This window comes from Pseudoruegeria sp. SHC-113 (genome assembly GCF_025376885.1).
In the GTDB taxonomy this organism is placed as follows: Bacteria; Pseudomonadota; Alphaproteobacteria; order Rhodobacterales; family Rhodobacteraceae; genus Pseudoruegeria.
In genome coordinates this window covers 2,083,103-2,109,366 of sequence record NZ_JAHUBR010000001.1, presented here as the reverse complement: position 1 = coordinate 2,109,366, position 26,264 = coordinate 2,083,103, and the positions used below count along the sequence as shown (strand labels likewise).

At 62.1% G+C, this 26,264-nt stretch carries 16 protein-coding genes and 1 pseudogene; 9 read left to right on the top strand and 8 right to left on the bottom strand.

Going from position 1 to position 26,264, the window contains the following annotated elements:
* Window positions 1-121 precede the first annotated feature (121 nt).
* The gene (locus KVX96_RS10420) at window positions 122-7,015 is read left to right on the top strand and encodes a VCBS domain-containing protein (protein WP_261194355.1); all 6,894 of its coding nucleotides are present in this window, start codon (window positions 122-124) and stop codon (window positions 7,013-7,015) included.
* Here KVX96_RS10420 and KVX96_RS10415 read toward each other — a convergent pair.
* A complete protein-coding gene (locus KVX96_RS10415) occupies window positions 7,012-7,539 on the bottom strand; it encodes a hypothetical protein (RefSeq protein ID WP_261194353.1) in 528 nt (175 codons plus the stop codon). The two genes, KVX96_RS10420 and KVX96_RS10415, sit on opposite strands and share 4 nt — an antisense overlap.
* A 198-nt stretch (window positions 7,540-7,737) precedes the next feature.
* On the opposite strand from KVX96_RS10415, the gene KVX96_RS10410 reads away from it, so the two are divergent.
* The 8 genes and pseudogenes from KVX96_RS10410 to KVX96_RS19210 all read left to right on the top strand — a co-directional run bounded on the left by KVX96_RS10410 (window position 7,738) and on the right by KVX96_RS19210 (window position 17,418).
* Entirely contained in the window at window positions 7,738-9,324 is a 1,587-nt protein-coding gene (locus tag KVX96_RS10410; protein WP_261194351.1) for an ABC transporter substrate-binding protein, read from the top strand.
* Between the two features lie 87 nt (window positions 9,325-9,411).
* A complete protein-coding gene (locus KVX96_RS10405; protein ID WP_261194349.1) occupies window positions 9,412-10,410 on the top strand; it encodes an ABC transporter permease in 999 nt (332 codons plus the stop codon).
* Window positions 10,410-11,585, top strand: coding sequence for an ABC transporter permease (locus KVX96_RS10400; protein ID WP_261194348.1), 1,176 nt, complete (start codon window positions 10,410-10,412; stop codon window positions 11,583-11,585). The genes KVX96_RS10405 and KVX96_RS10400 overlap by 1 nt, the downstream gene beginning before the upstream one ends.
* Window positions 11,586-11,595: 10 nt before the next feature.
* Entirely contained in the window at window positions 11,596-13,299 is a 1,704-nt protein-coding gene (locus KVX96_RS10395) for a dipeptide ABC transporter ATP-binding protein (protein WP_261194347.1), read from the top strand.
* Window positions 13,296-14,357 (top strand): annotated as a pseudogene (locus tag KVX96_RS19220) (DUF2264 domain-containing protein); the annotation flags it as partial. The gene KVX96_RS10395 and the pseudogene KVX96_RS19220, both read left to right, overlap by 4 nt.
* 39 nt (window positions 14,358-14,396) lie before the next feature.
* Window positions 14,397-15,182 carry a hypothetical protein gene (locus KVX96_RS19215; RefSeq protein WP_409977122.1) on the top strand — a complete coding sequence of 262 codons (786 nt, stop codon included), beginning with the start codon at window positions 14,397-14,399 and terminating at the stop codon, window positions 15,180-15,182.
* 124 nt (window positions 15,183-15,306) lie between these two features.
* Complete coding sequence (locus tag KVX96_RS10385) at window positions 15,307-15,576, top strand: HlyU family transcriptional regulator (RefSeq protein WP_261194346.1); 270 nt, start codon at window positions 15,307-15,309, stop codon at window positions 15,574-15,576.
* Window positions 15,577-16,311: 735 nt separating this feature from the next.
* On the top strand, window positions 16,312-17,418 hold the full coding sequence (locus KVX96_RS19210; protein WP_409977103.1) for a Hint domain-containing protein: 1,107 nt from the start codon (window positions 16,312-16,314) through the stop codon (window positions 17,416-17,418).
* Between the two features lie 100 nt (window positions 17,419-17,518).
* On the opposite strand, the gene KVX96_RS10375 is transcribed toward KVX96_RS19210, so the two are convergent.
* The 7 genes from KVX96_RS10375 to KVX96_RS10345 form a co-directional block, all read right to left on the bottom strand.
* On the bottom strand, window positions 17,519-18,112 hold the full coding sequence (locus tag KVX96_RS10375; protein ID WP_261194345.1) for an NTP transferase domain-containing protein: 594 nt from the start codon (window positions 18,110-18,112) through the stop codon (window positions 17,519-17,521).
* A 32-nt stretch (window positions 18,113-18,144) separates the two neighbouring features.
* Window positions 18,145-20,571 (bottom strand): FAD-dependent oxidoreductase, encoded by a 2,427-nt coding sequence (locus KVX96_RS10370; RefSeq protein WP_261194343.1) that lies wholly within the window; start codon window positions 20,569-20,571, stop codon window positions 18,145-18,147.
* Between the two features lie 258 nt (window positions 20,572-20,829).
* Complete coding sequence (locus tag KVX96_RS10365) at window positions 20,830-22,134, bottom strand: branched-chain amino acid ABC transporter permease (RefSeq protein ID WP_261194342.1); 1,305 nt, start codon at window positions 22,132-22,134, stop codon at window positions 20,830-20,832.
* On the bottom strand, window positions 22,131-23,141 hold the full coding sequence (locus KVX96_RS10360; protein WP_261194340.1) for a branched-chain amino acid ABC transporter permease: 1,011 nt from the start codon (window positions 23,139-23,141) through the stop codon (window positions 22,131-22,133). Before KVX96_RS10360 ends, KVX96_RS10365 begins: the two co-directional genes overlap by 4 nt.
* A gap of 1 nt (window position 23,142) precedes the next feature.
* Window positions 23,143-23,856, bottom strand: coding sequence for an ABC transporter ATP-binding protein (locus KVX96_RS10355; protein ID WP_261194339.1), 714 nt, complete (start codon window positions 23,854-23,856; stop codon window positions 23,143-23,145).
* A 102-nt stretch (window positions 23,857-23,958) separates the two neighbouring features.
* Window positions 23,959-24,741 carry an ABC transporter ATP-binding protein gene (locus KVX96_RS10350; protein ID WP_261194337.1) on the bottom strand — a complete coding sequence of 261 codons (783 nt, stop codon included), beginning with the start codon at window positions 24,739-24,741 and terminating at the stop codon, window positions 23,959-23,961.
* A gap of 107 nt (window positions 24,742-24,848) precedes the next feature.
* A complete protein-coding gene (locus tag KVX96_RS10345; RefSeq protein WP_261194336.1) occupies window positions 24,849-26,039 on the bottom strand; it encodes an ABC transporter substrate-binding protein in 1,191 nt (396 codons plus the stop codon).
* Window positions 26,040-26,264: the final 225 nt, after the last annotated feature.

Below are 26,264 nucleotides of genomic sequence, written 5' to 3'. Positions count from 1 at the left end.
TTAACCATTGGGTAAAGGTGTTGCATTTATGAGTTCTCAGACCGTCGTCGATGTTGGGGGTAGGTTCAGATGGTCTGAACGGCAGCGTGTCTTCGATGAGAATGGGTTCCTTGTTCAAGAAGTGCTCATTTACGATGACGGGCGCATCAAGACGACGGCATACACAGATGGCGTCGTTACCGAGGTCTCGCAGACCGACCCGTTCGATACCATGTCCTGGAGCAGTCGCACGACAACCTATGATCTGGCGACAGGACAGAAGTCGCACATTGCAATCACCTATGACGATGGTCGATCGCAAACAGAGACGTTTGTTGGCGGGTTTCGGGCCACACGGAACGTGACCGATGCGAATGACGCCTACACCTGGACGTCCAAGGTGTCGTCCTATGACGCTTTCGGTGCGCTGACCCAAATGGTGACCAACCATGACGACGGGCGCATTACGACATCCAACCACAACTCTGGTGTCCTGACTTCCCGCACGATTGTAGACGTGGACGATGCTTTCGACTGGGCCCAGCGGGATTTTACCTATGATCCCTCAAGCGGCCTGTTGCTGAGCCGCCGGACCGAATACGACACGGGTGTTGTCGAGGTCGAGACAAGCTTCCTTGGGCCACTGAACGGCACAGTTGCCCGGACCGACACGCTCGATCTCTACGGATGGGACAGCATCACCGAAACCTACGACGTGAGTGGCGCGCTGACCCAAGTTGTTCGGGTCAATGACGATGGTGTGAGGCAAACGACCGACTACATCGCCGGTCAACGGGCAACCGCCAGTTGGACCGACGTGAACGACACGAAAAACTGGGACTCGCGCAGTGCCACCTATGATGCGGCGGGGCGGTTGGCCTCGCTTCGGATCACCTATGACGAAGGCCATGTCAGCCAGCGAATCTACACGAATGGCGTCCTTACCCGCCGGTTGGACGCCGATGTGAACGATGCCTATGATTGGAACGAACGAGACTTCGCCTACGATGCAAACGAGCGGATCATCGGCTCTGGCACCCTGGCTGATGATGGCACGGTGACCATCAAGTTCTACACCGACGGCATCCTTACGTCGATCACGCAAGAAGACGTGAGCGACAACCACGGCTGGACGACGATCCAAACGAAGTTCGATAGCGCTGGTGCGTTTCTGCACACCACCCGGATCGAGGATGACGGCAGTTTCACCACACGCGACGCCCGGGGCCGAGACGTGTTTGAGGGGACGAAGTCCGATACGGTTGTTGAGGACAGCGCCATCACGCTCAGAGCGGCGGGTGCAGTTACCTTTGTGGACGGCTATCGCGGATCGCAACTCTTCAACGGGTTCCAGAATGTCACCGGGCTTGCCGGTTTGGGAAGCTTTACCGTCAACAATGACGGCACCTGGACCTATACGGCGATCAACAACCAGTTCGGCATCCAGACCCTGAACGCGGGCGAGACGATCACCGACAGTGTGCAGGTCACCACGCATGATGGTGCTACGGTTCTTCTGACGGTCGAATTCCAGGGCGAAAACGATAGCGCCGCCCCGGTTTACTTGGGAAATTCTGTCGAAATCATAGGATCGGTCGGCCTTCTGGCAGCCCCTCTTTCCTTTGACCTTGGTAGCCTGTTTTCCGACGATCAGGGTGAGGACCTCGCGATCACCATCAGCGGCGTCCCAGCCGGTTTTCAGTTCAACGACGGAGTTCTCACCTCCCCGTCAGGAGGGACCAATCAAGCGGGCATTTTCACACGCACAGTAACGGCCACTGACAGCGACGGGAATTCAACGTCTCAGCTCGTTCAGCTTCATGTCGGCCTGCAACAAAATTTTGACGTTGTGGGTTTGCCACCTTTAGGCGGTCTGGTTCTAGACTTGTCCGATGCAGCAGATCTTCTGTTCTTTGGCGCCTATCAGGACTTCGGCACGGAAAACCATTACCTCAACCTGTGGGGGGGCGATGACACCGTCCACTTTGGTGACCAGCCGATCACAACCTTTGCGCAGATCTTCATAGACGGGGGGCAGGGCAACGACTCCGTCGCGTTCGGTGATTATGCAGGCACAAACTCGGGCCAGTTCAGTATTGCGGGCGGCACGGGCGAGGACCTCATCAGCTTCGGCGATCATGCCGCGCGCAATGCGGGGTCAATCTCGGTCGGCGGCGGCGCTGACGACGACACAATGCAATTCGGCCTCCACGCCGGATCGAGCGGTTCGGTTTCACTGTCCGGCAGTTTGGGGGACGACACCTATACCTTTGGCGGATTGGCGGCGACCGGCGGCATCATTCGGATACAGGATCAATTCGGGCATAACACCACGTCGTTTGGTGCCAGCGCGGCCACCACGGGTGGCGAGATCACCTATGAAGGTGCCCTCAATACGGACAGCGCCAGCATTCAATTTGGCCTCAACGCAGCGGCAGAGGGCGGTTCAATCGACCTCACGACTGGTGCAGGTGATGATGTCATCGGTTTCGCCGATTTTGCCGCCAATGACGCGGCCGCGTTCTCGATCTCAACCGGCGCGGGCGAAGACAGCCTCTCCTTCGGGGACAACTCGGCCAAGTGGGGCACCCAGCCGGGATTGGTGGGGACAGCAGTCGTCACCATCGACACCGGTGCGGACGACGACACCGTGTACTTCGGCACCTCTGTCAGTCAGGCCACGTCCCGCACGCTCGGTCAGACAACGGGCATCGACCTGACACTCGGCAGTGGCAGCGATACCGCGATCTTCGGGGCTGACGCGGGATCGGCACTGGCGCAGATCCTGATCCAAGGGGACGCGGGCGACGACACCATCACCTTTGGCGCGAGAGCGGGCACTGTCTCCATTCAGGGTGGCACCGGCGCGGAGATGATCACCTTTGCGGAGGGAGCCAACGATATCACGGTTGATTTCGGGGCCGACACGGATGCCGATCGCCTGACCATGGGGTTCTTTACCTCGCTGACGCTTACGAATTTCGACCACACGCGCGACGCCCTGTCCATCGCACGGGTGGGTGATTGGGTCTGGAACATGGTCGACGACGGCGTAGGCACGACCACACTTCAGGCCACCGGCGGGCCGTTGATCACGTTCACCGATACCACGGGCGTGGCCGCGTCGGACCTGCTGGCGGGCGTGAACCTGAACCGCGCGACAGCGTTTATCGGCGTTCAAGCGGACAAGGATCTTGGCGTGATCGGCGTCGGAAACGCGACGTCCGGCTTCTCGACGGACATCCGATCGCTTTTTGCCGATCCGGACATCACCGACGGTTTCATTGATACGATGCGCGTCAACTCAGGCCCCTTGCCTTCGTTCATGGCCTTTGACGGAACCACGTTCGCGCTGTCCAACCTGACGGACGTCGCCAATGTCGGCCTCTATTCTGTCAATTTCACCGGACAGGACATCTTTGGCGCGGGCGTCACCGAAACCTTCACGTTTGAGCTGGGCCTGCACAACGACTACGGCAACTATGCGCCGGTATTCTATCTTGATGACATCATCACCGGTTCCGATTTCAGCGACGTGATGACGGTCGGAACTGTGGCCTACGGCGCCACGGACGAGGGGGGTGGGTTCTACCTCAATGGTGGCGCGCGGCACGATGTGCTGACGATTGGGGCGGTCACGATGGAGAGTGACTTCTCCGTCTTCAGCGTGGATGGCGGCACAGGCAACGACGCAATCACCATCGCCGGTTTTGCTGCCAGCGGCGCATCCACCAGCCAATCCGTTGCGGGCGGCACCGGGGCCGACACGGTGACCTTCGATGGGGATGTGCAAGGCCTGACCATTGACCTTGGCGCGGATACCGACGCCGACACGCTGACGTTCAAGGGGCGCGTGACCGACGTCACGAACCGCAACTGGGTTGCGGGTGACGACGCGATCACTTTCGCAGGGGTCGACCCGACCGCCCTATGGACAGCAGAAGCCAATCCAGACGGCGACCTTGTGTTCACCAGCACGGATGGCCAGTCCTTTACTGTGCTGGGCGCAGGTGCTGAGACACCTGCGGACATGGTCAGCGGCATCACCCTGAACACCGCGCCGACCTACGTGGGCCCCGACCCAGCGGATTTTTCCGGGGAAGTGGGCCTCCTTCACCATGATCACTTCGCGGTTGGTCTCAACTCCCTCTTCAGCGACGCGGAACTGGGCCTTGGGGACAAGCTGTCCTTTTCCGTCGAGTCGAGGACTTTGCCTGTCCATTTCGACACACGAAACGGCGGCTTATATCAGGACGCTTACGATTTTTGGTACGCCGGAACGCATTTCATCAAAGTAACGGCCACTGATCATTCAGGCGCGCAGGTTACCCAATACCTGAAGGTCAACCTCGCGATGGACCATATATTCAGTTCTTCGTTTGAGTTTAACTACGTTACGGCGTCAATTCTTGCGGATACTCTGAAATTTCGTGACGACCAATTCACGCGCGCCGGAAACGCTGAAGTTCATACTTATGGTGGCGATGACATCATCACCATTGGCAAGAATGTTGCATCAGGCGCTGAATCCACGCTGGATATTTTTGCTGGCGACGGGGCTGATGCGATCACCCTTGGCGACGGGGTCGGCCGCGTTACTGTTCACTTCGGAAGCGACACCGATGCGGATACCCTGACGCTTTTGGGAGGGGCCAAGGCGCTGATCGTCGCCAATTGGACCCAAGGGTTGGATACGATTGCTCTGTCCTCCACGGCGCGGTGGCGGGCCGTCGATGTCAACGCGGACAAGGTGTTTACCAGCACCGAGGGTGATCAGATCACCGTTTTGGGCACTGCAGGCCTTGATGCCGCGGCCATCATTGCGGGGCTGAATTTCAATGCAGATCCCACCTACATCGGCCCCACCCCCGCCGCGGGCGATCCGATCCCGGCGATCTTCACCGGGATGGGCGGCTCAAACGTTGCAAGTGGTTTCACACTCGACCTCAAGACGTTGTTTTCCGATGCGGACATCGCGCAGGGCGACAGCCTGACGTATCAGATCACGGCTCCGACCCTGACCTTCACACTCGTGAACGGTGTGTTGACACACACAGGGTTCGCCAGGGAACTGGAAGCCCGCGATCACACCCTGACCCTGACGGCGACAGACACCCTCGGCGCGTCGGTCAGCCAGACAGTCACCGTCGCCATCGCGATGGATCACGTCTTTGGCACGGCAGAGACGAACACCCGGACGACGCCCATCGACGCCTCGTCATTGGACGACACTTTGGTTTTTGACGATTATTCCGCCTTCGATGCCAATATGTGGATTTCCACCCATGAAGGCGACGACACGCTGACCTTCCTGGACTACGCCGCCAGCAGCGCGACGCTCGGCATTCTTATGGGCGACGGCAATGATACGGCAACCTTTGGGACGGAATTTGGCAGCGGCAGTCTTATCAACTTTTTTGCGGGTAACGGGGACGACCAGATCACACTGGGATTGCGGGCCGGCGGAGCCCCTTCAGGCCTGCACAACTTTAGCGTGGGCGCTGGCGCGGATGTCATCAACATCGGTCATGATGCCGGAAATGTCAGCGTGTATCTCGGACTTGACCTGGATGCGGACCAACTGGTCATCGATGGCTCTCGTCCCGCCAGTTCAGGCGTCGACCTCAACATCATTGTGAACGAATGGACGCTAAGTGACAGTATCACCGTCACGGGCAGCAGCCTGCGCTGGAATGCCGAAGACATCAATTCCAACAAGGTCTACACCGACGCATTCGGGCGCAAGATCACAATCATCGGGGCGGCAGGGCAAGACGATACAATCGTGTCTGGCCTTACCTTGAACCGAGGCCCCTCCTACACCGGCAACTCCCCCATCACGAATGCCTCCAATCAGCATGTCTACGCCCTTGGGGCCGCAGGTTCCCGGGTCGTGGACGCAAGTTTCAGCCTCAACCTCGAAAACCTCTTCACCGACCCGGAAGGCGAGCACATGAGCTACGCCGTTACCGGGCTGCCTGCTCATCTGAAACTCGCCTCCGGCAGTCTCATCGTCTACGATCCAATGGCCAACTTGAACCTGCCAAGCTTTGCCGGCGATTATGTGGTGACTCTTACCGCAACGGATGATTTAGGGGCGTCCGTCAGCCATCAGGTCGTCTTTGCGACAGCAATGGATCACGATTTCGGTGAGGCGTACCAGTCTACCGCCTATGACGGGTCCTCCCTTGCCGATACTTACACCTACGGGAATTCAGCTCATGAAGGCCGCGTCGCCCATTTCGCAACCCTTGGGGGCAACGACCTGCTGACCTTCGGGAATGACGCCTTCAAGGACGCCGATCTGAGATTGGATCTTGGTGATGGTGACGACCAGGTGACCTTCGGTGATCACACAGGCGCGCAGAGCACGACCACACTCAAGCAGATCTACATCGACGGCGGAGAAGGCGCAGACACCTTCGGGTTCGGGGATCATGCCGGTTTGAACGCGGTTATGACGGTCCTCGACGGTGGTGGCACCACGTCGATGACATTCGGGGATTACGCCGGTCAGGACGGCACCATGGATCTGTTTTCAGCATGGGATAACGACACCTTCCTCCTGGGTGATCACGCCGGTCATGGTGGCACTCTTCGGCTCTTTAGCGACAGCGGAGCGGACACGATCACGTTGGGGAGCCATGCGGGCGAAGACGCAGGGGCAGTGACCATCACTGCGCATTATGGCGACGACGTCGTGACGGTCGGCGCTTTCGCGGGCCTGAACGGCGGGCAAGTGAATATCAACCTAGGCACCGGCGCAGATCGGGCCACCGTTGGCGCAGATGCCGAAACGGTAATCATTGATCTTGGCAATGACGCCGACGCCGATACGCTTATGTTCCTCGGATCGGTCACGACCGGGACAGTTCGGCACTATGATCAGGGTACGGATACAGTCGATGTGGTCAGCCACACGGCGTGGCGGATTGTCAGTGACGACGGCGTCAACACCGTCCTGAGCGATGGAACGAGCACATTGACCTTCGAAGGGGTCACTGGCCTTTCGGGGGGTGAGGACTTCCTGATCTAGGCGATAGCTCCGCTACGTGAAAAGCCTCGCGATCTCATGAAACGCGCCGGGTTTGTCGGAGGCTTCAACTGCTGAGCAGGATGGAGCACCACGAGCAAAACAACGAAAGTGTATTCACCCCACTGCCTGAGCCGCGTCAGGGCTTCGACGTAGTAATAATCGCCGTAGATCAGCGAGACGTCGATGCCGAGCCCCGCCGGGTGGTTGATGGTGCCGCCGCGCAGCAGGCCGTCGCTGTCGTTGCCCCAGTTTCCGTAGGTTTCATAGGTGGATCTGGTGATGGCATTGGCCGCTTCCAGATAGGCAAGGGCCGTATCGCCTTCGAGATGGGCGGCGAGCTCCAGTAGGCCACAGGCGGCGCACATGCCGGCGGAGGTGTCGCGCGGGGTGGTTTCGTTGCGGGGCACCCGGAAATCCCAATGGGGCACGTGATCTTCGGGCAGCTCGCGCAGGAAGAAATCCGCGACGTTGCGGGCCACCTCCAGATAGCGCGGATCCTGCGTGTGGGTATAGGCGAGCGCCATGCCGTGCACGGGCCCATGAGGTGCCGCGCGACCAGGCCGAAGTGGGCGATTGCCCCTGTCCGCCGCGCACCCGGATCTTTGCGCCGGTGAAAGGATCGAACTCGACCATGTGGTTCACCGAGAAATCGGGGCGGCTGGATCCGCCGCACCATCGGCTACCAGCCGCTTGTCGCCTTCAACTACGACTGGACCGAAGTGGTGCCCAACGTGGCCGAGCGCTTTGAAGTCAATGAAGACGCCACGGAGTTCACCTTCTTCCTGCGCGAAGGCCACAAGTGGTCCGACGGGGAACCCTTCACCGCCGAGGATCTCGACTTCGCGCTGAAAGTGATGACCAGCCCCGACTACGCGGGCCGCAAAGCAAACATTCCTCTTGGCGGGGCGACTGGTGAAGTGGTGGATGCGACCACTTTCAAGATCAGCTTCCCCGAGCCCAACGGGCTGTTTCTGCAACGGATCGCTACGGTTGAAGGGAATTTCATCGTTAATGCCGCAGAGCATTACTGCGGCCCGCTCTTCCCGGAAATCAATCCCGATGCGAATACCGTTGCGCAGGAACGTGGCTTCGATAACTGGAGCCAGGCAATTGAACAAACCTGCTTCTTCAACTTCCAGGATGCCAAGCGCCCGCTTCTCTTCGCATGGCGCCAGGTCACCAATTACGATGGGCTGAACCAGCTGATCGAATGGGAACGCAACCCCTATTTCTTCAAGGTTGACCCTGAAGGCCAGCAGCTGCCCTATATCAACGATGTTAAGATGGTGCAGACCGAAAGCGTCGAGGATATCGTGCTGAAGGTGGTGAACGGCGAGATCGATTTCTCCAACCGTCACTTCGCCACCGTGGCCAACAAGCCGGTGATCTTCGACGGGCAGGAGGCAGGCGGCTACACGCTGAAATCCACTGTCGACGCCCGGATGAACAACGCCATCCTGCAGCTCAACCTCACCCACCCGGATGAGAGCAAGCGCAAGCTCTTCGGCATGAAAGAGTTCCGCCAAGCGCTCTCGATGGGCATGGACCGCGAAGAGATCATCGACGTTGTCTACGCCGGGCAGGGCGAGCCGCATCAGGCCGGGCCGCGCCCGACCTCGCCTTACTACAACGAGCAGCTGGCCAAGCAGTTCACCGAATACGATCCCGAGGCCGCCAACGCGCTGCTGGATCAGATCGGGCTGTCGGAAAAGAACTCTGACGGCATCCGCCTTGGCTTTGACGGGGAGCCGATCCGCATCCAGCTTCTGGCCTCCTCAGATCAGTCCGAGTTCGGCGACATCGCCCAGTTGGTCACGGAGCACTGGAAAGAGATCGGCATCGATCTGGACGCCCGCAACGCCGAGCGCAGCCTCGTATACGAGCAGATCCAGAATAACCTGCACGACATGCATGTCTGGTGGGGCGATGGCGGCATGAACGACGCGATGCTGGACCCGCGGTTCTACATGCCCTTCAACCTCGAATCTGCTTTCGCACAGGCCTGGGCGCAGCACTACATGGGCACCGGCAGCAGCTTTGCAGAAGCCCCTCCGGCCGACATCCAGGCGCAGATGGATCTGTACAACTCCATCGCGAAAACCGGCGATCCCGCCAAGCAGAAAGAGCTGTTTGACCAGGTTCTGCAGATCGCGGCCGACCATTTCTACGTGATGGGCACCGTGCTGCCGGCCGATGGCTACATGGTCGCCAACAAGAAACTGGGCAACGTGCCGGACGGCCAGATCTACACCTGGCTCTATCCGCAACCGGGCCCGATGCAAACATCGCAGCTGTTCTACAAGCCGTGATGCACCACCGGGGCGCGCGTCCCTCCCGATCCGCGCCCCGGTTTTCCCCTTCAAACACATCCAACCTGATCGCGGAAAGGAGCGAACATGTGGACGTATATCGCGCGGCGACTGGTCACGATGGTCCTGACGTTGCTGGCATTGTCTGTGGTCGTCTTCATCGTGATCCAACTGCCCCCCGGCGACTTCGTGACATCCTATGTCGCCAGCCTTTCGGCCTCCGGCGAAACCGTGGATCAGGAAGCCATCGAGATCCTGCGCCAGCGCTATGCGCTCGATAGCCCGGTGCTGGTGCAATACGCCTCGTGGCTGATGCAACTGCTGCAGGGCAATCTGGGCTACAGTTTCGAACTGCAGAAACCCGTGAGCGAGATCTTCTCGCAGCGGATCGGCATCTCGCTTGCCGTTGAGCTGACGGCGGTTGTCTTCATGTGGGCGATTGCGGTGCCGATCGGAGTCTATTCCGCCGTGAACCAATATTCCTTCGGCGATTACGCCTTCACGATCCTCGGCTTCCTTGGCCTCGCGATCCCGAATTTCCTCTTCGCTCTGGTGCTCATGTACATCTGTTACAACTGGTTCGGCATCACCATCACCGGGCTGTTTTCCACCGAATACATGAACGAGCGATGGTCTGTTGCGCGCTTCCTCGATTTCGCGGCCCATGTCTGGGCGCCGATCCTCGTGATCTCAACAGCGGGCGCGGCCCAGCTTGTCCGGGTGCTGCGCGCCAACCTGCTGGACGAGCTGAACAAACCCTATGTGCTCACCGCGCGGGCCAAGGGCTTGCCCAAGCGCCGGGTGATCTGGCGCTACCCGGTGCGCGTGGCGATGAACCCGCTCGTGTCCACGGTGGGCTGGGTGCTGCCGACGGTGATTTCCTCCTCCTTCGTGACGGCCATCGTGCTGAACCTGCCGACGCTGTCGCCCATCCTGCTGCGCTCGCTCCTGAGCCAGGACATGTATCTCGCGGGCGCCGTGATCCTGTTCATTGGGCTGCTCACCCTGATTGGCACCCTGATTTTTGACCTCTTACTGGCCTGGATCGATCCGCGCATCCGGCTTGGCATGGTGGGAGCGAAGTGATGACCGACACCCAGACCGCAAACCCCAACGCCACCGACGAAAGCGACATCGACGCCATCGGCACGGATCCCCGCATCGGGCATACGGCGGGCACCGAAAGCCAGTGGCAGCTCATCCGCCGCCGGTTTGCCAAGCACCGCCTCGCCGTGATCAGCCTCTGGATCCTTGCCTTCTTCGTGATCGTGGCGGTATTTGCCGATTTCATCTCCCCCCATGATCCGAACAATGTTCAGGCGCGTTACACCTATGCGCCGCCGCAGGCTGTGCACCTGATCGACCGCTCCGACGACGGCAGCTGGCGCATCAAGCCCTACGTCTACGGCTTTGATGTGGAGGTCGAACCCGAGGCGCTGCGCCGGGTCTTCGTGATCGACACCACAGACAAGATCTATCTGGAGTTCTTCAAACGCAGCTGGGAGTACAAGCTCTTTGGTCTGATCCCCACCGACATCCATCTTGTCGGCACGGCGAAGCCCCGCAAGCCGCTGTTCTTCTTCGGGGCCGACCGCTTGGGGCGCGATGTTTTCTCCCGCCTTGCCCATGGCACGCGGATCTCGCTTTCGGTGGGGCTTGTCGGTGTCATCATGAGCCTGTTTCTGGGCGTCATCATCGGCGGCTTTGCCGGCTACTACGGCGGGCTCTTCGATGCAGCCGTGCAGCGGGTTATCGAATTCCTGCGCTCCCTGCCGACGATCCCGCTCTGGATGGGGCTGGCGGCGGCGATGCCGAGCAGCTGGTCGCCCCTGCAGGTCTATTTCGCGATCACGGTGATCCTGTCGCTTCTGGGCTGGACGGAACTGGCCCGCGTGGTGCGGGGGCGCTTCCTTGCGCTCAAGGGGGAGGATTACGTGGTGGCCGCGCGCTATGACGGCTGCTCGCCCACGCGCGTGATCCTGCGCCACATGGTGCCTTCTTTCACCAGCCACATCATCACGGCGGCCTCGCTGGCGGTTCCGGCGATGATCCTGGCCGAAAACGCGCTCTCCTTCCTTGGGCTTGGGCTTCAGGCCCCGGTGTTTTCCTGGGGCGTGCTGTTGCAGGAGGCCCAGAACATCCGCACCCTCGCCACCGCGCCTTGGCTCTTGCTGCCCGGCCTTGCCATCGTGATCGCGGTTCTGGCGATGAATTTCGTCGGCGACGGCCTGCGCGACGCGGCCGATCCCTATTCGCACTGAGGTAGAGACAATGACAGTGACCCCCGAAAAACCGGGCGCCGGCGCAACCGTTCTGGAAGTCCGTGGCTTGAGTGTCGATTTCCCCAGCCGCCACGGGTCGGTGCCCGCCATTCAGGACGTGAGTTTCGATCTGCGCCTTGGCCAGACGACCTGTTTCGTCGGCGAATCCGGCTCCGGTAAAAGCGTCACGGCGCGCGCGGTGATGAACATCGTGGAGCCCGCGGTGATCCGTGCGGGTGCGATCAACCTTGTCGATCTGGAGGCCGGGCAAAAGCTGGAGCTCTCCGGCCTCGACCCGGACGGCGTGGAAATCCGCGCCGTGCGCGGGGCGCGGATCGCGATGATTTTTCAGGAGCCGATGTCGTCCCTGAGCCCGGTGCATACCATCGGCGAGCAGATCATCGAGGCGATCCTGCTGCATCAGGATGTGGATGCGGCACAGGCCCGCGAGATCGCCATCGACGCCTTGCGCGCGGTGCAGATCACAGACCCGGAACTGGCCGTCGACAAATACCCGTTCGAATATTCGGGCGGTATGCGTCAGCGGGCCATGATCGCCATGGCTCTGGGCTGTGAGCCCGACATCCTTATCGCCGATGAGCCGACAACCGCGCTCGACGTGACGACGCAGGCCGAGATCCTCAAGCTGCTGCACAGCCTGCAGGAAAGCCGCCAGATGGCGATGATGTTCATCACCCACGACATGGGCGTCGTTGCCGAGATCGCCGATCAGGTGGTGGTGATGCTGCATGGCCAGGTGGTGGAAACCGGCGATGTGGACAGCATCTTCCACGCGCCCCAGCATGCCTACACCCGCAAACTGCTGAACGCAGCGCTTGGCCTGAACCACGCCGACGCGCGGCCCGAACAGCAGGGCGGGCAAGACGCCCTGATCCAGACCCGCGATCTGAGCCTCACCTTCGCCTCGGGGCGGCGCAGCAAGGGCGGCGGCATCAAGGCGCTGGACGAGGTGTCGATCGATCTCCATCGCGGCGAAATCCTTGGCATCGTTGGGGAATCGGGCTCCGGCAAAACAACGCTGGCGCGGGTTCTGATGGGCCGGTTCCAGCCGCAATCCGGCAGCGCGACCTATCAAACGCGCGACGGCCGGACAGTCGATCTGACCAAATCGGCCAGTTTCAACGATCGCACCGTCTATCGCGAAATGCGGATGATCTTTCAGGATCCCTACAGCTCGCTCAACCCGCGCATGACGATTGAGCAGATCATCGGCGAGCCGCTTCTGGTGAACGGCATCGCCAAGGGCGAGGCCCTGCGCAAGCGCGTTGGCGATCTGCTGGAGCGCGTGGGCCTGCCGACAAGCATCATGGAGCGCTACCCGCACGCCTTTTCCGGCGGTCAGCGGCAGCGCATCGGCATCGCCCGCGCCATCGCGCTGGAACCGCAGATCATCATCGCGGACGAGGCGACTTCGGCGCTCGATGGCTCGATCCGCGCCCAGATCCTTGATCTGCTACTGGATCTCCGGGACGAGTTGGGCCTGTCGATCCTCTTCATCGCCCATGACATCGGCGTCGTGCGCTATTTCTGTGATCGGGTGGCGGTGATGCACAAGGGGCGCGTCGTAGAGACGGGCACCGCGCTGCAGATCTGCGACGCCCCGCAGGAGCCTTACACGCAACGGCTTATCTCCGCCGTGCCGGTGCCGGATCCGCGCAAGCGCCGGCTCATCGCGGCTGGTGGCGCGGCATGAGCCTTTTCCCCATTCCTAACCCGATGAACGGCAACCCGTTCCGCACCCGCGCCGATGCGCAGAAGGCGGTTGTGGATCTGACAAAACCCCTGCTGTCGGCCTTCTCACCGGGCAAGGCGCGCGTGCAGCTTGGCAGTTCGGAAGCCTGGTTCGATAGCGCCGCCGCGCATCTGGAAGGGCTCGTCCGCCCGCTCTGGGGCCTTGCGCCGCTGCTGGCGGGCGGTGGCCAGTTCGCGGGCATCGAGCATTTCGTGGAAGGCATCGAAAATGGCACCAATCCGGACCACCCCGAATACTGGGGGCCGGTGACGGATCGCGATCAGCGCATGGTGGAAAGCGCCTCCATCGGCTACGCGCTGGCGCTGGCGCCCGAGGTCTTCTGGGACGGGATGACGGAGAAAGGGCGCAAGAGCCTTTCAGACTGGCTGCTGGCCTCGCTCGCCTGCGCCCCGCCAGACAACAACTGGCATTTCTTTCATGTGATGGTGTCGCTTGGGCTGACCCGCGTCGGCATCGCGCATGACGCCTCGATCATCGCCGCCGATCTGGACGCGCTGGAAAGCTACGCCATGTGAGAGGGCTGGTATCGCGACGGCATGGATCGCCGTGCCGATCACTATATCCCTTTCGCCATGCATTTCTACGGGCTGATCTACGCCAAGCTCGGCCCCAGCGAGGATGCGGCGCGGCGGGAGCGTTTCACTGCGCGCGCCCGCGAAAGCCTGCCGCAGATCGCCCATTGGTTTGCCGCCGATGGCGCCGCGCTGCCCTATGGCCGCTCGCTGACCTATCGTTTTGCCCATGCCGGGATCTGGGGCGCGCTGGCCTTCGCTGACGTAGAAGCCTTGCCCTGGGGCGAGATCCGCGGCTTCTGGGCGCGCAACCTGCGCTATTGGGCAGAGCAGGACATCACGGATTGCAGCGGGGTGCTCTCCATTGGCTATGGCTACACACAGCCCGCGATGGGGGAGCGCTACAATTCCCCCGGCTCGCCCTATTGGGCGATGAAAGCCTTCGCGCCGCTGGCCTTGCCCGAGGATCACCCGTTCTGGGCCACGGAGGAAAGCCCGTTTGCCCCCCGCGAAGCGGTTGTCTCCATGGCGCAGCCGGGGATGATCAAATGGGAAGACGCAGGGGATGTGACCGTTCTGGCCGGTGGCCAGCAGCCGATGAACTTCGGAAGAGCGGCTGAGAAATACAACAAATTCGCCTATTCCACGCGCTATGCGTTCAGCGTCGAGGCCGATGCCCGCAGCTTCGCGACAGGCCCCCATGACAACATGCTCGCCTTCTCCGAAGACGGCGAGGTAGCCCATATCCGCAGCCGGGAAAGCGCGGCGCGGATCGGGGCGGACTGGCTGTATTCCCGCTGGTCGCCGATGCCCGAGGTCGAGGTCGAAACATGGCTTCTGGCGCGCCCACCGTGGCATTTGCGCTTGCACCGGGTGGTGACAGCGCGCGATGTGCAGACCGTTGAGGGCGGGTTTGGCGTCGCCCGGCGAGACACGCAGCCGCGCATCGCCGCACAGAACACGCCGCTTGGCGGGATCGGCGCAAGCGACGCGGCGGGGTTCGTCACGCCCAGCGATACCACCATCCTCAGGGATGCGGTGGCCCCCATTGGCACGCCGGTGGCACGCAAGCCGCGCGTGCTCGCCGCGACGCCCAACACGCATCTGCTCTGGCCGCGCAGCTGGGTGCCACAGCTGACGGCGACGCTCACGCCGGGCACATGGGGGCTCGCCTGCTGGGTGCTGGCGCGCCCAACCTCTGCCATAGCTCCGCCCCCAGACATGCCTACGGTCATGCCGAGCGCCGCTGCGCTTGATGAGATGCGGCAAGGCGGCAGCACCGTTTCGGTCTGGAATTTGCCGCAAGCCTAAGCGGCGCGAAATCGTTGCCGGGGCAGGGGCAGGACAAGGGCGGGGCGGGGCGGCAAAACCTGCTTTCCCCCCGCTGCCGCCATGGCTAGTTTATGGCCCGAACATCGCGCGAAAGGAGCTGCCCATGTCCCTGTTCTCCAAACTCTTCAGCGGAGGTGCAAAGCCGGAAGCCAAGCCTGTTGAGCACAAGGGCTTTGACATCTTCCCCGATCTCAAGGCGGAAGGCGGCAAATATCGCCTCTCAGCCCGCATCGAGAAAACCATCGACGGGCAGCGCAAGAGCGCCACGGTGATCCGCGCCGATGTGTTCGACAACCGCGAACAAGCCGAAAGCGTCAGCATCGCCAAGGCCAAGCAGGTGATCGACGAACAGGGCGAGCGGCTCTTCGGCTAGGCGCAACCGGGCCTAAGCTGCCGCGTCGGGCACCCCGCGCAGACGCTATGTCAGTTCAGGCCACGCCTTGGCCCTGCAATCAGTGCCCATGATTCGAGATTTCATGGGTGCTTTGGAACAAATCCCTTTCACGGAACGATTTTGTTTACGAATTGAGCAGGTTGAAATAGGGCGAGAATGTGGCGAGGCGTGGCAGCAGGACAATTTTCAGGCCCTAGACATTGGTTCCCAAAGAGAAACACGCTTTTCCAAGGCAAGTCCTCAATCAGGACCGCGAAACCTCAACTTTTCCTAACGTTTGATTAAGATTTGACTGTTCTCGCAGCGGAAACAAAGTGCGCGACCAGCAACCTAAAAGTGCATCCGGCTTGGACGCTTTTGTGAATTGCAGCCACCATTGCGCCCCATTTCGAACACTTTTTTCCTTTTTCCGCGTCGGCTTGGCAGGTACAAAGAAAATGCCTACTGGGACCCTGAACCGGGGTGCGGCGGGTTTCGAAGGCCAATCCGGGCAATGAGGTCGTGCAGGACCGCCCGGCGTATCCGGCCCGAAGCCAGGCGCACGGCGGTGCGGAAGACATAAAAATCAGCCCGTGTACCGGTCTTATGTGCCGGATTTCGAGGCCAGAACCCCAGAACGTTTGAGCGCAGTTCGAGTGAGCCCCGTTTGCCCCGGCAAGCGGCAATTGGAAAGGTGTGCCTGCCTGCAGCAGGCGCAAGGAAAGACGAGGCCCCATGGCTGAGGAAACGACCGCGCTGAACCCGCTCGCAGAGCAAGAAATGCAGATCATGTCCTTCGGGCGCGCGGCCCGTGTGGAAGAGGTTTGCCTTGCCAACGTGAGCCGCCCAGGTACGGAGATCCGCCTGTTCGCCGAATCCGGCGCACTGCAGCGCAGGGTAAGCGTTTTGGGAGAGGCCGAAGGGACCGAAAGCTGCGTGGCGCTGAACGCTGATGGGGTGAAGAGGTTGGAAATTACGCTGTCGGGCGGGGCCACCGTCACGGATGTGCGTTACAGCCAGCCGAAAGCGCCGAAGGCCGCTCATGCCACGCCGAAGCGCGAGCTGCTGGTCGGCATGGACGAAGACCAAGCGTTTCCCGGGTCCGAGCGCGACGCGACGCGTGGGCTTGCGGGCCGGGCCGAGCGCCCTAGCGCAGTGATGAGTAAAGACAGTTCGGGTGAAGCGGTGGTGCAGTACCGCGATCCCAGGGGAAAGGTGAAAGCCACGATGGACACCAAGAAATCGGAAAGCGTGACGGTGTGTTTCACGCCGGGCACCATGATCGCCACGCCGCGCGGGGAGCGCGCCGTTGAAACGCTGAAAGCCGGGGACCGGATTATCACCCGCGACAACGGCATTCAGGAGATCCGCTGGATCGGGGGGCGTCCGCTCTCCTGGCAGGATCTGGCCGCCAGCCCTTACCTGCAGCCGATCCTCGTGAAGGCCGGCGCGCTTGGCAACGGTCTGCCCGAAAAGGACATGTATCTGTCGCCCAACCACCGGGTTCTGGTCTCCAACGACAAAACGGCGCTTTACTTCGATGAGCGCGAAGTGCTCGTGGCCGCCAAGCACCTTGTGAACAACAAGACGATCACGCAGGTGGAAAGCGCGGGCACCGCCTATATCCACTTCATGTTCGATCACCACGAGGTTGTGCTCTCCAACGGGAGCTGGACGGAAAGCTTCCAGCCGGGCGATCATTCGCTCAAAGGCATGGGCAACGCCCAGCGTAATGAAATCTTTGAACTTTTCCCTGAACTTCAGACCCACGAAGGCATGGTCGCCTACCAATCCGCACGCAAGACGCTGCAGGAGACGGAAGCGAAGATGCTGCTGAACTAGTGATCGGGTCACGGATCTGAACTCAGGCACGCGCCGAAAACCACTCACGGTAATCTGGCGCGTTGAAGGCCGGCGTCCCCAGCGCCGGCCTTTCCGAGTCTTAAGTGTCCCGCGTGGCGTCCCAAGCTGCCCAGGCTTCGGGGCTGTCCAGATCGGTCAGCGCGCGCTGGCCGGGCAGGGGGTGCAGGCGCAGGCGGGGTTTGTTCTGCGCGAGGATGGGCTTTGCGCCGCTGTCGCCTGTCAGCGTGGCGAAACCCGGCACCAGATCCGCCGGGAAGATCACCGGATGGCCGGGCGTTCCGGTCTCGGACGCGGCCCGCAGGATCATGTCTGGCTGCGCATCAGAGGCGACACGCAGGGCGGTGAAGTCCGCCGTGTCGATCTCGGGCATGTCGGGCAGGGCCACCATGACACGGGCTCCCTTCGGCACCGTGCGCGCCAGCGCCCTTAGCGAAGCGGCCATGCCCTCCTGTGCGTCCGCGACGATGATCTGGCGCACATCCAAGCCGTCCAGAACCTCTGCGCGCGGATGATCCGCCGCCGGCAGGCTGACCCAGACAGGCCCGCCCGCCGCCATGGCGCGCCGCACCTGCCGGAGCAAGAGGGCTTCGCCGTTGATCTCACGAGTGAGCTTGTCCTCCCCGCGCATCCGCGAGGAGGCCCCGGCAGCCGGAAAAAAGGTGATCATCTCCATCAGGCCAGATAAGCAGGCGCGCGGGTGCTCGGCTAGCCCCGCATCGCCGCCCCATTGGCATCAAAGAGCGGATGGCGCTGCAAGCGGGCCGCGTGGATCTCGCCAAGGATCTCCACGCCCCAGCCCTCGGGCACCTCCGCCAGATCTTTCGGCACATAGCCCATCGCCACGGAGGCTTTCGAGGCATGGGCATAGCCGCCTGAAGTGACCCAGCCTACGACCTTGCCGTCGTGGTAAATCGGCTCATCGCCGATCACATCGGCATCCGTCGCCTTAACCACGAAAGCACGCAGGCGCATCTTGCCGCCGTCTTCCTTCAGGGCCTTGGCAGCCTCCTTGCCGATGAAATCGGCCTCCTTGCCAAGCGCCACGAAGCGGCCCAGTTCGGCTTCCCACGGCGAATAGATCGGGCGATATTCCCGCGCCCAGCCGCCGAAATTCTTCTCAAGCCGCAGCGCGTTGAGCGCGCGCAGGCCGAAGAGTGTCAGGCCAAACTCCGCACCCGCCTCCCGCAGCGCCTCGTAGATGTAGCGTTGGTGGTGCGGCTCCATCCAGATTTCATAGCCCAGATCGCCGGTGAAGCTGACGCGCCCGACAAGCGCCGGAGCCATGCCGATGTCCATCCGGGCGATGTCCATGAAGCGGAATGCCTCGGCGTCGAGATTGTGGTCAGTGAGCTTCTGCAGGCAGGCGCGCGCGTTTGGCCCGGCGATGGAGAGCCCCACGAGGCGCGGCCCATGCGCCGTGATCTGCACCGAGCCATCCTCGGGCAGGTGCTGCTGGAACCAGCGCATATGGTAGTCCTCGGCCACGCCGGAGCCCGCGATGAAGAACTCCCCACCGCCCAGATTGGCGAGGGTGAAATCGCCGATCAGGTGGCCGTCTTCCTTCAGCATTGGCGCAAGCACCATGCGCCCCTGCGCGGGGATGCGACAGGCCAGCAGACGATCGAGCCAGCCTTCCGCGCCTTCGCCGGACACCGTGTATTTCGCAAAGCCTGAAATCTCCATCATCCCGAGGCTGTCCCGCACCGCCTGCGCTTCCGCCGCCACGTGGTCGAAATCGGTAGAGCGCCGCCACGAAAACGCATCGCGCACGCCTTCCGGCGCGAACCAGAGCGGCTGCTCCAGCCCATAAGAGGCCCCGAACTGCGCGCCTTCCGCTTTCAGCACATCGTAGATCGGCGTCGTGCGCAGGGGGCGGGCGGCAGGCAGTTCCTCGTTGGGGAAGCGGATCGAGAAGCGGCGGGAGTAGTTCTCCTGCACCTTGGCGTTGGTATAGGCGAGGGTGGCGAAATCGCCGAAGCGCGCCACGTCCATCGCGAAGACGTCAAAGCCCGGATCGCCGTGAATCATCCAGTTCGCCAGCGCCAGCCCGACGCCACCGCCCTGCGAAAAGCCTGCCATCACCCCGCAGGCCGACCAGAAGCCGCGCATCCCCCGGATCGGCCCCACGAGCGGGTTGCCGTCCGGCGCAAAGGTGAAGGGGCCGTTGATGATCTGCTTGATCCCGGCATTGGCGAAGGCCGGAAAATGCTCGAACCCAACTTCGAGCGAGGGCGCGATCCTGTCCAGATCCGGCTCCAGCAGTTCGTGGCCAAAGCTCCATGGCGTTTGTTTGGGCGACCACGGGCGGCAGGCCTTCTCATAGGTGCCCATGAGCATGCCTTTGCGTTCCTGCCGCAGGTACAGCTCGCCGTCGAAATCCACGGCATGGAGCATCTCCTTGCCGGTTTTCTCATTGAAGTCGATGACTTCGGGCATGTCGTCGGTGAGCAGATACATATGCTCCATGGCCAGTACCGGCAGCTCCAGCCCCACCATACGCCCCACTTCGCGCGCCCAGAGCCCGCCTGCGTTGACCACATGTTCGGCGATCACTTCGCCCTTGTCGGTGATCACGCGCCAATGCCCGTCCGGGCGCTGCACAATGTCCTCGACCTTGGTGTGGGTGTAGATTTCTGCGCCGTTCTTGCGCGCCGATTTCGCGTAGGCATAGGTGGTGCCGGAAGGGTCCAGATGGCCCTCGACCTCGTCATAGAGCGCGCCAACGAACTGGCTGGCGTCCATCAGCGGGAAAAGCGCCTGCGCTTCGGAAGGCGTGATCAGCTCGGCATCTAGCCCCAGATAGCGTCCCTTGGCCATGATGCCCTTGAGCCAGTCAAACCGCTCCGGCGTGGCCGCCAGCATCACGCCGCCTGTCATGTGCAAGCCGATGTTCTGGCCGGAATACTCCTCGATCTCCTTATAGAGATCGACGGTGTATTTCTGCAGCTTCGCCACGTTGGGATCACCGTTGATCGTGTGCATCCCGCCCGCCGCGTGCCAGGTGGAGCCCGAGGTCAGCTCGCTGCGCTCCAGCAGGACAACATCTGTCCAGCCGAATTTGGTGAGGTGATAGAGCACGGAACAGCCGACAACGCCGCCCCCGATGATGACAACCTTGGCGTGGGATTTCATGATGCGCGGCCCCTGTTGCTGGCGGTGTTTGGCCCAGAGTGCCGCAGGGCGTGGGGGCAGGGGAGCCGGAAGGCGACATATGGTGTCGTTTTGAGAGTGAAGTTTAGAGCTGATCGCCCGTCACGCCAGTGACGGGCACGCGTCCGCCCGCCCCACGGCGGGCGCGTTCCGCACCCGCCCGGGCAGACGCTCAGCGCTCCGAATAAAAAGGCCCGCGCCGTTTCCAGCGCGGGCCTTTCTATCTCACCGGCAAGCCTCTTACCGCTCAGGGATCAGCCCGCGCGGGCTGAACCGCAGCACCAGCAGCAGGATCACCCCCATCGTCAGCAACCGCATATGGGCGGCACTGTCCAGCAGATGGGCGCGCAAGGCGCTGTCTTCGGCCATGCCCGAGGTCAGAACCCCCATGAACCAGATGCCGACCGGCTCCACCTGCACCCAAAGGAACCAGATCAGGAAGCCGCCCAGAACCGCGCCGAAGTTATTGCCCGAGCCGCCCACGATCACCATCACCCAGATCAGAAAGGTGAAGCGCAGCGGCTGGTAGGTGCCCGGGGTCAGCTGGCCGTCGAGCGTCGTCATCATCGCACCAGCAATACCGCAGATCGCGGAGCCGAGGATGAAGATTTGCAGATGCCTGCGGGTGACATCCTTGCCCATGGCCTCCGCCGCCACTTCATTATCGCGGATCGCGCGCATCATCCGGCCCCAGGGGCTTTTCAGCGCCAGTTGCGCCATGACGAGCAGCACCACGAGCACGGCAGCAAACAGGCCAGCATAAAGAAGCTTGACGTAAAGCGTCGAGGCGATGACGGGATCGAGCCCAAGCCCCGAAGCGCTTTCCACGAAGCCCGGATCCTGTTGCAGGTCGATCTCGTAAGGCACGGGGCGCGGGATCCCGATCACGTTCTTCACGCCGCGCGCCAGCCAGTCCTCGTTCTTCATCACCGCGATGATGATCTCGGCAATGCCCAGCGTGGCGATGGCAAGGTAGTCCGACCGCAGCCCCAAAGCCGTCTTGCCGATCAGCCAGGCCGCGCCCGCCGCCAGCAAGCCACCCACGGGCCAGGCCACCAGCACCGGCAGACTCAGCCCGCCCAGATAGCCCGTTGCGGCCGGGTTCACGCCTTCGATGGCCATGGCCGCCGGGTCAAACACCATCCGGTAGATGAAGAAGCCGCCCACGAGGATCGCCAGCAGCGCCACCGTGCGGCTGCGCCCCTTGGGCATCCGCTTATAGACCTGAACCGCGCCCGTCACCGTCGCGGCGCCAAGGATCAGCGCCACGATCATGCGCAGGCCACCGGCGGCCCAGGCCTCCTGCGTGGGAGGCATTGCCACCAGCACGGTCGCCAGCCCGCCAAGCGCCACGAAGCCCATGACACCGACGTTGAACAGCCCGGCAAAGCCCCACTGCAGGTTCACCCCCAGCGCCATGATGGCGCTGATCAGCCCCATGTTGAGGATCAGCAGGGCGGAGTTCCAGCTCTGCACAAAGCCCGTCAGCACGATCAGCCCGGCAACGGCGGCAAACAGCAGCGTGTTTCTCATCATCTCGCTCATACCGATTTCCCCTTGAACAGCCCCGTCGGCTTGAACAGCAGCACGATGATCAGGATCGCGAAGCTCACGGCGAATTTGTAATCCGTGCTCATCAGCTGCACGAGCCCCTCTGGCTCAAGGCTTTCCGGCAGCAGGTAGACGAGCACCTTCTTGAAGGCGTAAGTCACCGTGACTTCGGAGAAGGCGATCACGAAGCCGCCCGCAATCGCGCCGAGAGGATTGCCCAGCCCGCCCACGATGGCGGAGGCAAAGATCGGCAGCAGCAGCTGGAAATAGGTGAAGGGCTTGAAGCTCTTGTCGAGCCCGTAAAGCACGCCCGCGATGGTCGCCAGCGCGGCCACAAGGATCCATGTCACCGCCACCACGCGCTCCGGGTTGATGCCCGACAGAAGGGCCAGGTCCTCGTTGTCGGAAAAGGCGCGCATGGATTTGCCGGTGCGCGTCTTGTTGAGGAACCAGAACAGCGCAATCACCACCACGATGGCTGTTACCACGGTAATGCCTTGCGTGGTGCGGATCGCAAGCCCTTCCTGAAGCCCCGTCATCTCCTTGAAATTACGCGCGGAAATGATGAACCGCTCGCCATCGGCGAACCGCTGGTCATTCGGCCCGATGATGAAACGCACCAGCCCGTTCATGATGAACATCACACCCATCGACACGATTACAAGGATCACCGGTGCCGCCTTCTGCTTTCGGTAGAAGCGGTACACCACCCGATCGGTGCCCAGAAGCAGCAGCGCCGTGGCGGCAATGCCGAAGGGCAGGGCCAGAAGCGCCGTCGGCAATACGCCAAAGCTGATGCCGATGGACTGCATCCACCAGGTCACAAGGATCGTCACCATCGTGCCAAAGGCCATGGTGTCACCATGGGCGAAGTTCGAAAACCGCAGGATGCCGTAGATCAGCGTGACGCCAAGCGCGCCAAGCGCCAGCTGGCTGCCATAGGCCACGGCCGGCACGATCACGAAGTTGGCCAGGGCCACGATTGCATTGAGGATATCCATCTCAGCCCCCCAGGAACGAACGGCGGACTTCCGGATCGGCCAGCAGGGCCTTCCCGGTGTCGGTGAAACGGTTGGCGCCCTGCACGAGCACATAGCCTTTGTCGGCGATCTCCAGCGCCTGACGCGCGTTCTGCTCCACCATCAGGATGGTGATGCCCGCGCGCGCCACTTCGATGATGCGGTCGAAAAGCTCGTCCATAACGATGGGCGAAACCCCGGCCGTCGGCTCATCGAGCATCAACACCTTGGGCTTTGTCATAAGCGCGCGACCCACGGCCACCTGCTGGCGCTGCCCGCCCGAAAGCTCGCCCGCCGGCTGGTGGCGCTTTTCCTTCAGGATCGGAAACAGGTCGTAAACCTGCGCCATCGTCCCCGAAATATCATCCGAGCGGATGAAGGCCCCCATCTCGAGGTTCTCTTCCACCGTCATCGAGGTGAAGATGTTCTGGGTCTGGGGCACAAAGCCCATGCCCTGCGCCACGCGTGCCTGCGGGGTGAGGCCGGTGATATCCACCCCATCCAGCCGCACCGCGCCCGAGCGCATGTTCAGCATGCCAAACACCGCCTTCATCGCGGTGGATTTGCCGGCGCCATTGGGGCCGACGATCACCGCGATCTCGCCCTTGTCCACGGCAATGGTACAATCGTGCAGAATGTCGGGGCCATTGCCATAGCCGCCCGTCATGCTGTCACCGATCAGGAAAGGCTCAGCCATGATGCCCCCCAACTTTGTTCGTGAAATATCTTGGGGTCCGGGGCAGCGCCCCGGCACACCAAACCTGTGCGCGCGACAGCGCGCGCCGCTGGATCACAGCCATCACGCGCCCACCTTGTCTTTGTTCTTCAGGCCGGTGCCCAGATAGGCCTCGATCACCTGCTCGTTGGCCTTGATCTCGGCCAAAGTGCCCTCGGCCAGAACCTTGCCTTCGGCCATGCAGATTACCGGATCACAGAGCCGTTCGATGAAATCCATATCGTGTTCGATCACCACGAAAGTGTAGCCGCGCTCCTCGTTCAGGCGCTTGATCGCGTCGGCAATCGTGTAAAGCAGGGTACGGTTCACGCCCGCGCCCACCTCGTCCAGAAACACGATCTTGGCGTCCACCATCATCGTGCGGCCCAGTTCCAGAAGTTTCTTCTGCCCGCCCGAAATCTGCCCCGCCTTCAGATCGGCGATATGGCTGATGGTGAGGAACTCCAGCACCTCATCGGCCTTGGCCCGCAGCGCGCGTTCTTCATCGGCGATCCGTTTGCGGCCAAACCATGTGTTCCATAGCGTCTCACCCGATTGCGCGCCGGGCACCATCATCAGGTTTTCCCGACACGTCATCGACGAAAACTCATGGGCGATCTGGAAAGTGCGCAGGAGCCCCTTATGAAACAGCACATGCGGCGGCAGGCCGGTGATGTCCTCGCCGTCCATCGTCACGCGGCCGGACGTGGGTTCAAGAACCCCGGCGATCACGTTGAAAAGAGTGGTTTTTCCGGCGCCATTCGGGCCAATCAGCCCGGTGATGGAGCCCTTTTCGATGGTGAGCGTCGCGCCGTCCACGGCGTGAAACCCCCCGAAGTGCTTGTGAACGTCCTCAACGACGATCATTTGCGTTCCCCCGTCAGCGGCCCGGGTGTTTTCACCTCTAAGCCCCTCTATGGAAAACAGCCCGGAACCATGTCCGGGCTGCTTTCGGTTTCCTCAAGTGATGCGGATCAGCGGTACTGGACCGTGGTCAGCTCGCCACCCTTCATCTCCAGCTCGCGGTAACCGCCAGCGGCTTCGCCGCCACCGATCAGCTCAACGGCCGTCGCGCCCACGTAGTCGATCTCCCCGCCAGCGGCAAGGATTTCAAGCGCCTTGGCCAGCTCGCCCGGGAAGATCTGCTCGCCCGGTGCGTTGGCGACGTCCATGATCTTCTCCTTGTAGGCGGAGGCATCGGTGGAGCCGGCGGCCTGCATGGCGAGCATGATCAGCGCGGCGGCGTCGTAGCTCTCGCCCACGTAGGGGCCATCGCCGTTTTCGATACCAGCGGCTTCGATCATCTTCATCATGATGCCGGCGCCCTCAGATTCGGTGCCCGGCACGGTGCCGATGGAGCCGTCGATCTCATCGCCGAAGGTCTCTTCCAGCGCAGCGCCGATCATGCCGTCGGGCAGCACGAAGGTATCAAACGCGCCGGAGTCGAGCGCGGCGCGGATCACGCCGGGGCCGCCTTGGTCCACATAGCCCGCCACGACGAGCGCGTCGCCACCGGCAGAGGCCAGTGCGCCCACTTCGGCAGAGTAGTCGGCTTTGCCGTCTTCATGCGCCGTGGTGCCGGTCACAGAGCCACCCACGGCCTCGAAGGCCGCGGTGAAGCTGTCGGCAAGGCCCTTGCCGTAGTCGTTGTTGGTGTAGGTCACCGCAACGCTCATGATGCCTTTTTCTTTCAGCACATCGGCCAGCACCTGGCCCTGACGCGCATCAGAGGGCGCGGTGCGGAAGAACAGGCCGTTGTCCTCGGCATCCGACAGGGCGGGCGAGGTGGCGGAGGGCGAAATCATCACGATGCCGTTGGGCACGGCCACGTTGGCCAGAACGGCGCCGGTCACGCCGGAGCAGTCTGCGCCCATGATGCCCTTCACGCCATCGGCGGTGATCAGACGTTCGGCAGCGGCCGCAGCAGCGCCAGCGTCCACGCAGGTGGAGTCAGCGCGCACGGGCTCGACCTTGCCGCCGTCCATGAACTTGCCGCTCTCGGTCACTTCGGCCATCGCCAGTTCGGCGCCTGCGGCCATTGCCGGGGTCAGCGATTCAATCGGGCCGGTGAAGCCGAGAATAACGCCGAGTTTCACATCTTCGGCAGAAGCCGCACCAGCGGCAACGAGGCCGGCCGCCGTGGTGGCCAGAAGAAGCTTTTTCATAAGGGTCTCCCAAGTTGAACAGATGGTTTGCCATCCGTGTTGTGCCCGCAGATTAGGCAGGTGTTTCGGGAATGAAAAGAGCGAAACGTCTTGGTTTTGCACAGCGAAGCGCGCTGTTAGCGCAAGCGGCGGCAGGCAAACTTCCTGGCAAGCTCACATCTGCGCCAGCTTGGGGGGCTGTGGCTGGTTTGGCCGCGCGAAATGCCTATCTGGAAGGGCAACGAA

Coding starts and splice junctions, on each gene's coding strand:
- KVX96_RS10415 (WP_261194353.1), bottom strand. CDS start 7,539: ATGGCGCTCGCCTATACCCACACGCAGGATCCGCGCTATCTGGAGGTG.
- KVX96_RS10405 (WP_261194349.1), top strand. CDS start 9,412: ATGTGGACGTATATCGCGCGGCGACTGGTCACGATGGTCCTGACGTTG.
- KVX96_RS10400 (WP_261194348.1), top strand. CDS start 10,410: ATGACCGACACCCAGACCGCAAACCCCAACGCCACCGACGAAAGCGAC.
- KVX96_RS10395 (WP_261194347.1), top strand. CDS start 11,596: ATGACAGTGACCCCCGAAAAACCGGGCGCCGGCGCAACCGTTCTGGAA.
- KVX96_RS19215 (WP_409977122.1), top strand. CDS start 14,397: ATGGCGCAGCCGGGGATGATCAAATGGGAAGACGCAGGGGATGTGACC.
- KVX96_RS10385 (WP_261194346.1), top strand. CDS start 15,307: ATGTCCCTGTTCTCCAAACTCTTCAGCGGAGGTGCAAAGCCGGAAGCC.
- KVX96_RS19210 (WP_409977103.1), top strand. CDS start 16,312: ATGGCTGAGGAAACGACCGCGCTGAACCCGCTCGCAGAGCAAGAAATG.
- KVX96_RS10375 (WP_261194345.1), bottom strand. CDS start 18,112: ATGGAGATGATCACCTTTTTTCCGGCTGCCGGGGCCTCCTCGCGGATG.
- KVX96_RS10370 (WP_261194343.1), bottom strand. CDS start 20,571: ATGAAATCCCACGCCAAGGTTGTCATCATCGGGGGCGGCGTTGTCGGC.
- KVX96_RS10365 (WP_261194342.1), bottom strand. CDS start 22,134: ATGAGCGAGATGATGAGAAACACGCTGCTGTTTGCCGCCGTTGCCGGG.
- KVX96_RS10360 (WP_261194340.1), bottom strand. CDS start 23,141: ATGGATATCCTCAATGCAATCGTGGCCCTGGCCAACTTCGTGATCGTG.
- KVX96_RS10355 (WP_261194339.1), bottom strand. CDS start 23,856: ATGGCTGAGCCTTTCCTGATCGGTGACAGCATGACGGGCGGCTATGGC.
- KVX96_RS10350 (WP_261194337.1), bottom strand. CDS start 24,741: ATGATCGTCGTTGAGGACGTTCACAAGCACTTCGGGGGGTTTCACGCC.
- KVX96_RS10345 (WP_261194336.1), bottom strand. CDS start 26,039: ATGAAAAAGCTTCTTCTGGCCACCACGGCGGCCGGCCTCGTTGCCGCT.